The 9824-nt window shown below is 66.9% G+C and carries 8 protein-coding genes; 3 read left to right on the plus strand and 5 right to left on the minus strand.

The annotated features are described in order from the left end of the window. The 5 genes from EB084_12545 to aepY form a co-directional block, all read right to left on the minus strand. On the minus strand, positions 1-1534 hold a 1534-nt coding region (locus tag EB084_12545), incomplete at its 3' end, for a hypothetical protein (protein ID NDD29085.1). Then, on the minus strand, positions 1531-2829 hold the full coding sequence (locus EB084_12550; protein ID NDD29086.1) for a hypothetical protein: 1299 nt from the start codon (positions 2827-2829) through the stop codon (positions 1531-1533). The genes EB084_12550 and EB084_12545, both read right to left, overlap by 4 nt. Further along, the gene (locus EB084_12555; GenBank protein NDD29087.1) at positions 2826-4070 is read right to left on the minus strand and encodes a hypothetical protein; all 1245 of its coding nucleotides are present in this window, start codon (positions 4068-4070) and stop codon (positions 2826-2828) included. Before EB084_12555 ends, EB084_12550 begins: the two co-directional genes overlap by 4 nt. Positions 4071-4123: 53 nt before the next feature. Then, positions 4124-5974: an acyltransferase gene (locus EB084_12560; GenBank protein NDD29088.1), complete on the minus strand. Its 1851-nt coding sequence runs from the start codon at positions 5972-5974 to the stop codon at positions 4124-4126. Beyond that, positions 5967-7151 carry a phosphonopyruvate decarboxylase gene (gene aepY, locus EB084_12565; GenBank protein ID NDD29089.1) on the minus strand — a complete coding sequence of 395 codons (1185 nt, stop codon included), beginning with the start codon at positions 7149-7151 and terminating at the stop codon, positions 5967-5969. The genes EB084_12560 and aepY overlap by 8 nt, the downstream gene beginning before the upstream one ends. A 138-nt stretch (positions 7152-7289) precedes the next feature. Between aepY and EB084_12570 the strand changes: the two genes are divergently transcribed. The 3 genes from EB084_12570 to aepX all read left to right on the plus strand — a co-directional run. Next, positions 7290-8369 (plus strand): aminotransferase class V-fold PLP-dependent enzyme, encoded by a 1080-nt coding sequence (locus tag EB084_12570; GenBank protein ID NDD29090.1) that lies wholly within the window; start codon positions 7290-7292, stop codon positions 8367-8369. Further along, positions 8360-9073 carry a phosphocholine cytidylyltransferase family protein gene (locus EB084_12575; protein ID NDD29091.1) on the plus strand — a complete coding sequence of 238 codons (714 nt, stop codon included), beginning with the start codon at positions 8360-8362 and terminating at the stop codon, positions 9071-9073. Before EB084_12570 ends, EB084_12575 begins: the two co-directional genes overlap by 10 nt. Next, the coding region (gene aepX, locus EB084_12580) for a phosphoenolpyruvate mutase (GenBank protein ID NDD29092.1) at positions 9070-9824 on the plus strand (755 nt) is incomplete at its 3' end. The genes EB084_12575 and aepX, both read left to right, overlap by 4 nt.

Genomic DNA, 9824 nt, shown 5'->3' on the forward strand with positions numbered 1-9824 from the left:
CAAAGCACGCACGACCCACCCGTCGGCGCTCGAACAAGGCGCCGACGACGATGAGGGCCATCATCAGCAGCAGGGGGGCGAGAAAGGGCAGGTTCCCGCTCTGGTAGTGATCGGCCATGCGGGCCACCACCGCGCGTGCATACGGCTCCGCGGAGGCGTAGCGCGGCATCTGGAAGGCCCCCCACCGGATGTAGCGCATGAAGAGGTCATCGAACCCCGCTCCCCCTGGCGCCAGGAACGAGAACGCCACGCCCTCGGTGAGGGCGATGATGATCAGCAGGGCCACGCCGTTCGCGTCTCCCCCGGGAAGACGACCCGCGTCGAGCGCACGCTGCAACCCACAAGCCGCGAGAACGGCCATGCAGAACGCGAAGATCCACAGGATGCGCACGGGCGTGAAGAAGCGCATCGGCGCCACGACCTTCCACGCCAGCGTGTACAGCGGCGAGCCGGAGGCCAGCAGGAGCGCGGCCACCGCAGAGGCCGCAAAGAACGACCACGCGCGCACGCGGCAGCGCGGGGCGCCGAACACCAGCAGCAGGGGCGCGAGGCCAACGTAGAGCGCCAGCTCGTTGAAGCTCTGCAGCCCGCTCACCACCCGGGTGTAGAAGAACCCCGAGGGAGGGGATCCGAAGAGCTCCGGGACGAGCAGCGTCAAGAGCTGCTCGGGGAGCAGGCGACACTTCTCGTTCACCACCTCGAGCGAGGGCAGCGGTGGACGACCCGCAAGAGAAGCCAGCTGCAAGGTGGGAAGGATCTGCACCGCACCCACGCCGATGGCGCAGACCCACACCAGGGGCAGGAACAGCCAGCGTCCCCACCCTTCCTCGAGACGCACCCGCCAGAGGTACCACAGGCTCGCAAAGGCAGCGCCGTAGAACGCGAACTGCCAGTGGCTGCCCACGAACAGCAGCCCCATCGCCATCGACGACGCGGCGACCCAGCGCCCGTCTCGACGCGACGCCAGGCCATCGAGGGAGGCCAGCAGCGCAGGCAGCAGGGCGCATGCGATGGGCACGTAGTAGATCTCGACCCAGGCGGTGGCGTACCCGCTCAGCATCCAGACCAGCCCCCCAAACGTGGCTGCCTCACGTCGCAGGCCGAGCCGGTCGAGGAACCAGGCCATGAAGACCCCCGCCGCAACGAGGTGCAGGAACACCGACAGCAGGCTCCCCGTGATGGGGTCGAAGGCCCACAGCAACAGTGCGCGAGGGGGATACCACACGGTCCGGTAGTAGGCGGCGAAGGGCACCCCGCACATCACCAGCGGGTTCCACAGCGGCATGCGGCCTTCACGAAGCGCGTCATGGATGAACGCGTCCTGTGGAATCGCCACGAGCATGTCATCACGCATCGAGAAGCCCTCCTCGGGCAAGATGCGCGAGACATCACGCTGCACCGCGAAGTGGCGCCACGGGTAGAACGTGTCGGTGAGCTCGAGAGGCGCGTACACCTCTCCCCAGAGCGGGGCTTTGAAGAGAAGCACGCCCACCAGCAGCGAGAAGAAGGCGGCGCGAAGCCCGGCGACTCTCACCCCGGCTCGGCGTTGAGCCGTTCCGCCAGGGCCAGGGCGCGTCGCATGCACTCGTCGGAGTTGATGTAGTCGAACTCCGCGAAGCGTCCGAGCAGCTCGATGCCCTGATCGGCAAACCAGCGATGCACCACCGCCTTGCACGGCCTGAAGCTCATGTCGGACACCGGGTAGCCGTAGGGGATGCGCCGCAGATCGGTCTCCACCACCTCGGCCCGTCGAATGATGCCGATGCGATCGAGGTCGTCGACCACGCGTTCGATCATCACCGCGTCCGACATCTCCTCGAGCGGGTGTCCGGGCGGCATGGTGATCTCGGCCACCAGCGACGACGTGCCCGGGCGCACCGTGTTGGGAGAGAAGAACCCCATGAAGCAGACCCGATGGGGCAGCACGGTCTCGTCGGGGATGTAGATGGCGCTCTTGTCGAGAAGCGATTCGTTGCCGACCGCGACGAGCACCACCCGCATGGCGTTGTAGCGAAGGCGCGCAACGGCTGCTTCGACCTCGGGGGGAACGCCGTCGATGACCTTGATGGCCTCGTGAATGGGAAAGGCCACGACGAGGCGCTCGAAATCGTGACGCTCACGCCCGTCGAACACGCGCCACCCGCGCCCATGGCGCTCCACCCGCTGAACGCCGGCGCCGCATCGCACCACGGCGTCATCGCGCCGAAGCGCGTGCACAAGCGATTCGAAACCGCCGTGGAGCGGATAGCGGAAGTAGAGCTGATGGGTGTAGCCCTCGGTGCTGATGCCGAGTGCCGACTTCACCACGTCTTCCATGGGCGGACGGGGGATGCGCTCGACCCACACCGTGTCGGTCTCGCGGGGTTCGAGCTTCCAGATCTTGCGGTTGTAGGGAATGAGATACTTGTCAGCGATGGCTCGCCCGAATACCCGGTAGGCCCACTCCTCGAGGTTCGCGCTCGTGCCCTCGGCGTCGGGGGCCTGACCGGCCTTGAGGTAATCGATGAGGCACGCATACCGGTCATCTACATCGAGGGCGGCCAGATCGTTCTCGAACGGGTACTTGACATACCGGCCTTTGTAGAGAATGGTGTTGAGGCGACGGCACTGGTTGATGTTCTCCCCGAGCACCGTGTTCACCAGATCGTTCACCTGCTGATGCTTCGAGAACAAGATGTGCCCGCCGATGTCGTAGCCGAAGCCGTTCTTCCAGAACGTACGGCACAGCCCCCCGATGCGCTCGTCGCGCTCGAGCACCATCGACGGACGGCGCAGGAAGCGCTGCAACGTGATTCCGCTGATTCCGCCTCCGAGGATGCCGATGCTCATGTGAATCGTGCTCTCCAGATCCGCTTCATGGTCCACACCGCGCTCTCGAGGGGGCGCATGGTCGACTCCCCGATGCGTGGGCGGTAATCGATGTTCACCATGCCGACGCGACGCCCCATGCACATGGGCCGCAGCAGCAGCTCGACCGGCAGCGGTATCCAGGGCGCGGTTCGCCACCGCGGACCGAGGGTCAACAGAAAGCCGCCCACGCCGCACAGCAGCAGCTCACAGCGCAATGTGGTCATCAGCGGGCTTGCGTCGAGCCAGGCGCGGACCCGGTCCCGTCGCCACAGGGCCCACATCCCGAGCAGGAGAAGCGCGCTGAGATTGATGAAACCCAGGTATGGCGCGCTCTCGCCAGTCTGCGAGCTCTCCTGCGCCAGCCCCCTCCAGTCGAGCATGGGGTGATACGTGCGAGGAAACAGGTAGTCACGGGGAAGACACGAGTTCACAACGCTGTGCTCGATAGGGCGCGCAAACTCCACATGATTCTCCCGATCGAAGGCGCGCTGCTCGGCATACATCCAGAGCACCGGCGCCTCGACCACGACAAACACGAACATCGAGGCGGCCACGGCCACGGCGAGACGGCGCGCGCCAAGGCGGCGTGCGCTGCAGAAGAGAAAGACAGCCAGCAGCCCCAACCCCATGAGGCCGAGGTACTCGTGGGCGCCGGCAAGCAGCGCGGCACACGCGCCCAGAAGCCCCCAGTGCGCGGCTCGGAAGCCCGCGCGCCGATCGCGCAGCTGCAGCGCGAACATGATGTTGATGTAGAACGCCTGTCCGAGGTAGGCGTCCTGGTACGTGTGCACCAGCAACGTGGGCGCCGTGAAGAAGAGGAACCCGCCGACCGCCGCTGCAGGCCGACACAGGCCCCCGACGCGCAGCAGGCCGTACATCGAGAGCCCGTTGGCGAACAGGGTGCAGAGCGCCATCAGGTTGAAGGCGAACCACGGATTGGTGAGCCGCGAGAGCGCGAGCAGGGGCATGGAGAACGCATGCTCCAGGGGGCTGTAGGTGAGCGGCAGGGGGAGATCGAGGAAGGCCCGGGTGGAGATGGAGGTGCCGCTGGCCCAGGCTTGGAGCAGGGCGTGCCCCTGGCCGAAGATCTGCTCACTGTCGAAGCTTCCGAGAAACAGCTGGCGACGCGCCAGCATCGCTGCGACTACCGCGGCCACCGACAGTGCAACAAGCGCGAGCAGTACAAGCTCGGCCCCAAGCCCGGGCGGGTCAGCCTCCATCGCCCTGCCTGTATCGCAATGCGAGATTGCGCTGTCTGACGCAGCGTCCGCGCTCAAGGCAGAATCCTCACACCCCAGAATGGCACGCCCAGCACCCGCCCATCCGTCGAATGCGGGTCGATGTCGCGCGGAATCCAGGGTTTCGTTCTCAGCGTGATACGTTGAGAGCGGCCCGATGCCTCGGTGAAGTAGCGCATCAACAAGGTTCGCCCCGAAGCAGGCGTAATCCCCGACCAGACGATGCTGCCCCCAACGCTGACCTCGAGTGGGCGCTCGACTCCGCCAGACAGGCGTACCTCGAGATGATGCGCCTCAGAGCCGTCCGGAGGGGGAACCTCGAGGACCGCTTCGCCGCTGGTCCAGCGAAAGTCGTGCCCATCCGGCGCTGTCTCCATTCCATTGAAGCCCGTCACGCGAACCGACGGGTGCGGATGCAGTCCGAGAACGGTTCGCGGGGTGATGCGGTAACGCGGCGGGAGCCACACGCCGCTTCGGCCCCAGAGCACCACGCGATCGTTCTCCTCGGCCTCCACGAATCGGGGATGCCCTGCATCTCTCCAGCCCCGTGGCGCCAGCACGAAGTCGGCATCGCACGTCGTCGAGCAACCCTCGAAGCGCACCCCTCGCAACCGATCATCGTACCGCTCGAGATAGCGCTCGTCGCCCCCGTTGACCCACCCCACGCGAGCCGCGCCGATGGAGGAGAGCGTACCCTCGAGACGAGATGACGAGATCACGGGAAGGTGCTGGGGCAGCAGCGACACCCAGCCGATGGCGAGCGCCATGAGCGCCAGCGCGGCCAGGCTCTCTCGCCACGCAATCTGCATCGACAGGGCGCGGAGGGGAACAACGCCCCCCTCGTGACCGCGAAGGAAGCGCATGACAGGCTCCTCCACGAAGCGATGCACGGCAAGCCCGACGACCGTGAGCGAGAAGATGAACAAGACCGCGAACGCGGGCTGGTCGACGAACCCGTCCCAGCCAGACACGAGATGGGCCAACAGCAACAACGGTTCCTGCAAGATGTAGACGGCGTAGCTGGCGCATCCGAGGCGCACGAGCAGGCGACTGCCCAGGATGTCGGCCACCGCACCGCCCATGAGCAGTCCCCAGATGAGCACGGCGAAGAGCGGTGCGAGAAGGGTGTTGTGCACATAGATGAACCAGGGCCCCTGGTGCATGGAGAGCATCGTCGCGATCACCAGGCAGGTTCCCGACAGCACGTCGCCGAGCCGTCGATTCGATCGGCATCCCCACGCGCTGTACCATCGGCCCAGCACAATGCCGATGACGAACTCGGGAAGATGGATGATGGGGTTGAACTTCACGAACCACCGATCCCAGTCGACGAAGGCCGGTTCCAGCCCGCGAGCGTGATCGAACCCGCGCGTCATGGCCAGCCCGATCAGCCACGCAACCGTCGTGGCAGCCAACATGCCGCGACGCGTTCGAACCTTGAGCACAAGCGGAACGAGAAGCGGAAACGTGAGATAGAAGAAGATCTCGCATGTGTTGGTCCACGCCGCGATGTTCCAGCTCACCGCATAACGAGGCAGCCACCCGCTGAGCATGAGTGCCGAGGCGACGAACGATCCCCACGTGCCGCGCAGGGGGATGTCCCACGCCAGGCGCAACGCGAGCAGCAGAAACAGTGCCAGCAGATGGCACGGGTAGAGGCGCGATAGTCGCGCCAGCCAGAACCTGCGCACATCGACCGTCAGGCCCGAATCGGCGTTGACGTACTTGTAGGTGAGGATGAAGCCGCTCAAGACAAAGAACAGCGGCACCGTGGCAACGAACGGCAGCCACTCGAGATGAACGAGCACGACGCTCACCGCGGCAACGTAGCGAATGCCCATGAGTGGGCGAAGCTGCGTGTCGTCCACGCCAGAAGGTTCACGCACGCGCGGTCAACGCGCTCCGCAAGCGCAATGCCACCTGGGCGGGCGTGACAGTGGGTCGAGGAAGACCGGTGGGCACGCCGGACAGCGTGGCCAGCCATACGAACATCGGCCCCGTCGAGGTCGATGCGAGCGCGGAGACATCGCTCGTCACCTGCGCGTACCCGCAGGCCAGGGCAACCGCGGGCAGATCAACGCCTCGAGAGAGCGTAGGCTGCCCCCCCGTCGACTCGTGCACGCCGTTGTCGAGCACCACGTGAACGAAGTTGGGTGGCCGCTGGCGTGCGATGGCAGCGCATGCGCCGAGACGCATGAGCAGCGCCCCGTCGCCATCGATCACGATGACGCGGCGCGCCGGACAGGCGAGCGCAATCCCCAGCCCGAGCGAGGCGGCGCACCCCATCGATCCGACCATGTACAGCTGGTTGGGCGCATCCCCGAGGGCGTACAGCTGGCGACCCGTGTAGCCGGTCGACGCCACGAGGATGTCGCGGGGCTGGGCCAGCGCGCGGATTCGACGCAGCGCGTCGACGCGCGTCACCGGCGTCGGCGAGGAGGTCGCGCTCTGCTGCGGGCTGCCGGCTGTCGCGCCGAGAAATCGGGTGGGGGGCGCAGAGGGCGGTTCGGCCGTCGCGATCCCCCCCTGCGTGTACCCTGCGTCAAGACATGCCTCAGTATGGGGCCGCGCGGCGAAGGTGCCTCTCTCGACCACGAGCGCTTGTGAGCGCCCTCTCTCGCGCAACGCCGCCACAGCGCCATCGAGCACGACCTTCCAGGCGTCGGGCGCACGCGGGAGCACCTGCCACTCCACCCGCATGAGCTCGAGCATCTGTATGGTGATGTCGCCCATGAGCGCGTGTTGCGGCTCATCATCAGCGCCGCCCCGTCGCGTCACGATGAGCAGGACAGGCGTCTCGAAGACGTGGGCCAGCGACGTGAGCGGGTTGACCGCATTGCCCAGGCCGGCGTTCTGCATGTAAACCACAGCCGAGCCGCCCCCGACATGGGCGCCCACGGCCACCGCGACGGCATCGCCCTCGTTGGCCACCGGCACGTGACGCAGGCCAGGTTCGCCTTCGACGACCTCGAGAAGCGGCGTGAGGAACGAGCACGGCACACCGCTCCAGGTGTCGAATCCACGTTCCGCAAGGGCACGCACGAACCCGCAGGGGTCAATCATATCGCCAGGGGTTCACGCCCCGCCCCACGTCTCCCTCCACACAGTCGACCAGGATCGCGGCCCCGCGTGGCTTCGTGCGTGTACGGCGCTGATGGGCCAAGGCAGGGAAACAGGCGCCATCGCGAAACTCTCGTGCCCATGTCGCGCACGATCCTCCTCAACCCGGGTCCCGTGACGCTCACCGAACGGGTGCGTCAGTCGCTGCTGCGCCCCGACATGTGCCATCGCGAGGCCGACTTCGCCGCGATGCTCACGTCCATCAAGGAGCGGCTACGGTCGATCTACACCGCCCCCGCGCACGAGGCCGTGCTGCTCACCGGCTCCGGCACGGCGGCCGTAGAGGCCATGTTGGCCACCTTTGCCCCGAGGCGCGCATCGACGCTGGTGGCCACCAACGGCGTCTACGGCGAGCGCATGGCGGCCATGCTGGCCGCTCAGGGCAAGCCGCATCGAACCCTCGAAGGCGCCTGGACCGAGGGCCTCGATCTGCCGACCATCGAGGCCGCCCTTCACGACCCCGACATCACGCACGTGGCCGCGGTGCACCACGAGACCACAACCGGACGGCTCAACGAAGCCCATGCGCTCGCCGACCTCTGTGCCCGCCACGGCCGCGCCCTGCTGCTCGACGCGGTGAGCAGCTTCGGCGGCGAGGACGTTCCCGTAGCCCAGTGCCTCGCGGTGGCCGCAACCGCGAACAAGTGTCTGCACGGCGTGCCCGGCGTAGCCTTCGTCATGGCAGACACGGCGGCGCTCGAGCACGGCGACCCGGTCTCTCCCACGGTCTACCTCGACCTGAGGCGCTACCATCGTGAGCAGCAGCACGGGTTCTCGCCGTTCACAATGGCCGTGCACGCCTGCTTCGCCCTCGACGAAGCCCTGACCGAGCTCAGCGATGAGGGGGGATGGGCCGAGCGGCGCACCGTCTACCGCAAACGCTCAGCGCGCGTGCGCGAGGCGCTGGCTGTCGCCGGACTCGAACCGCTCGTGCCAGACGGCCAGCGCGCATCGATGCTCACGGCCTGGCCCCTGCCGAACGGACTCCCCTACGAAGCCCTGCATGCCGCCATGCGCAAGGCAGGCTTCGTCATCTACGCCGGCCAGGGCGCTCTGGCCGGGCACATCTTTCGCATCGCCACCATGGGGGCCATCGGCGATGACGATCTCGCGCGTCTGGTCGAAGCCCTGCGCTCGGTCTGCGACACGCCTTGCCGATGAGAACCGCGTGCATCCTGGCTGCCGGGCGAGGGACCCGACTCGGCGCGTTCGGGCAGATGCGGCCCAAGGGGTTCATCGAGGTGGGTGGTGCGCCCATCGTGGTGCGCTCTGTCGAGCGCCTGCGGCGCGCCGGGATCGAGCGCGTCGTCGTGGTCACCGGTCACCAGGCCGACTGGTATGCCGAGCTCGATGTCGAGCGGGTGCACAACGCCGAATTCGCGCACACCGGAAGCCTGCGCTCGCTGGCCTGCGCGCGGGAGGCCCTGGCTGGGGAAGAGACCTTTCTGCTGCTCGAGAGCGATCTGGTGTACGAGCAGCGCGCCCTAGAGGCGCTGCTCGTCTCGCCCCACGAGAGTGCCATCGTGGTGAGCGGGCCTACGGGGGCGGGCGACGAGGTGTGGGTTGCCCACGACGAAGGCCGTCTCGTGTCGATGTCGAAAGACCCCGGACGCCTGTCGTCGGGCCCGCACGCCGAGCTGGTGGGCATCTCGCGCATCTCGCGCGCGCTCTTCGAGGCGCTGCTCGAGATCGACCGTGAATCGGGCGCGCTCGCCTACGAGACCGACGGTCTGGTGCGCTGTGCAGGGCGGTTCGACATCGGCTGCGTGATGGTGACCGACCTGCGCTGGGGAGAGATCGATGACGAGGCCCATCTGGCACGAGCCCACCACGTGCATGACGAGATCGTGAGAATGAACGCATGAGCCGAACAGAACAGCTGCGAGCCCTGCTCGAGTCGCCGCGACTCGACTTTCTCGTGGAGGCGCACAACGGCTTGAGCGCGCGCATCGTCGAAGAAGCCGGTTTTCACGGAATCTGGGCGGGGAGCCTTGCGCTGTCGACCCAGTTCGGGCTGCGCGACTGCAACGAAGCCTCGATGACCCAGGTGATCGACATGCTCGAGCACATGGCCGACGCCACCCATCTGCCCATCCTGCTCGATGGAGACACGGGCTACGGCGACTTCAACAGCGTGCGCCGCCTGGTGCGAAAGCTCGAGCAGCGCGGCATCGCCGGCGTCTGCATCGAAGACAAGATCTTCCCCAAATCGAACAGCCTGCTCGAAGGTGCGACCCATGCGCTTGCCGACATCGATGAGTTCTGCGGCAAGCTGAAAGCCGGCAAGGACAGCCAGCGCGACCCGAGCTTCTGCATCGTCGCTCGGGTCGAGGCGCTCATCGCGGGCGCAGGGCTTGATGAAGCACTCCGACGCGCGGAGGCCTATCGCAAGGCCGGCGCCGACGCCATCCTCATCCACAGCCGTCAGACCGTCGCCGACGAGGTGATGGCCTTCGCTCGCGAATGGGCCTGCAGAAGTCCCCTCATCGTGGTGCCCACGCGCTATCCCCAGACCCCCACCGATGCCTTCCGCGCGGCCGGCATCAACGTGGTGGTGTGGGCCAACCCCATGGTGCGGGCCTGTACCGCCGCCATGCAACACGTGGCGCGCGAGCT

The sequence above is a fragment of the Pseudomonadota bacterium genome, from assembly GCA_010028905.1.
Classification (GTDB): domain Bacteria; phylum Vulcanimicrobiota; class Xenobia; order RGZZ01; family RGZZ01; genus RGZZ01.